The following is a 1,201-nucleotide window of genomic DNA, read 5'->3' as shown; positions in this document are numbered from 1 at the left end:
CGCCACCGGCACCCCCGCCGCCGGCTCGTCGCCGGTCGCCGGCACGGCGCGGGTACGCGGGGCCGCCGCGCTCGCCGACGGCCTGCTCCTGCTCCCGGAGCCGCTCCCGGCGGCCCGGAAGATCACGTCGGAGCAGGAGTAGTAGGTGTCCTGGGTGCTGGAGTTCTGCCAGATCACGTAGATGACGTGCCGGCCGGTGCGCCCGGTCGGCAGTCGTCCCGGCATCTCGTACGCGCCGGCCCGGATCGGCGGGTCGGTGACCTCCAGGAACGGCTTCTCCTCCACGTCCGCCCAGGTCAACCGCCGGTCCGGGGCGTACGAGCGGGTGGTCACGTAGAACCGGAACGTGCCCTCGTGCGGGATGGTGGTGCGGTAGCGGAACGTGTGCCGGGCCCCGGGCGTGAGCGTGGTGGCCGGCCAGTCGGTCCGGGGCAGGTCCAGCCCTCGGTACGCGGAGAGCCCGCCGCTGCACAGTTCCCCGTCCGGGATGCGTTCCCGGTCCCGCCCGTCGATCCGGGCCACCCGGATGTTGTCCCACTCGCGTACCGCCGCGCCGGCGGCGATCGCGGCGCGGCAGGCCGGTGTCTGTGCCCGGCCGCCTTCCGGGCCGCAGGCCGCCGCCCGGCTCATCGGGCTGGTCGGCGCCCCGTGAGCGCTCGCCGGCGCGGCGGTGGACAGCAGCGTCGCGGCGACGGCGGCGAGCGCGGCGAGCGCGCGACGTGTGTGCATGTGATCGACCTCCCGCGCACTGGTACGGGCGGGAGGCGGCAAAGGTTCGATCCGCGTCGACACCCTGACCGGTCAGGGTCGGCTGCCCGAACGGACAATCGGGGCGGCGGCACGACGGGGGTGGGCCCTACAGTGACGACACCCTGTGATCAAGGAGCGAGCCTTGCCCGAGCCGGCACAGTCCCCCGAGCCGCCCCGCGCCGCCCCGGCGGAGGGGTCACCCGCGGGCGACGTCCCGCCCGCACCCCAGCCCTATCTGCTGGTGCTGCCCACGATGGAGGGCGCCCCGCCGCCGGTGCCGTGGCCCGGCGCGGAGGGGCAGCCCGCCTGGGCGATCCCGGTCACCGTGCCCGCCGGCACCCAGGGATACGCGTTGTTCGTGCCGCTGGTCCCGGCGACCGGTCAGCCGGCGACCGGTGTGCCCGTCCAGGCCGGTCCACCGACCGTCGAGGGCGCGACCGCTCGCACGGTC

The 1,201-nt window shown here is 76.0% G+C and carries 1 protein-coding gene and 1 pseudogene; one reads left to right on the top strand and one right to left on the bottom strand.

Translation table 11 applies throughout. The annotated features are described in order from the left end of the window. The coding region (locus HUW36_RS33210) for a lytic polysaccharide monooxygenase auxiliary activity family 9 protein (RefSeq protein WP_174531625.1) at positions 1-729 on the bottom strand (729 nt) is incomplete at its 3' end. A gap of 163 nt (positions 730-892) precedes the next feature. Between HUW36_RS33210 and HUW36_RS33205 the strand changes: the two are divergent. Then, positions 893-1,201, top strand: a pseudogene (locus tag HUW36_RS33205) (DUF4153 domain-containing protein); the annotation flags it as partial.

It is taken from the genome of Micromonospora maritima (assembly GCF_902825405.1).
In the GTDB taxonomy this organism is placed as follows: domain Bacteria; phylum Actinomycetota; class Actinomycetes; order Mycobacteriales; family Micromonosporaceae; genus Micromonospora; species Micromonospora maritima.
This window is presented reverse-complemented; position numbering and strand designations above follow the sequence as displayed.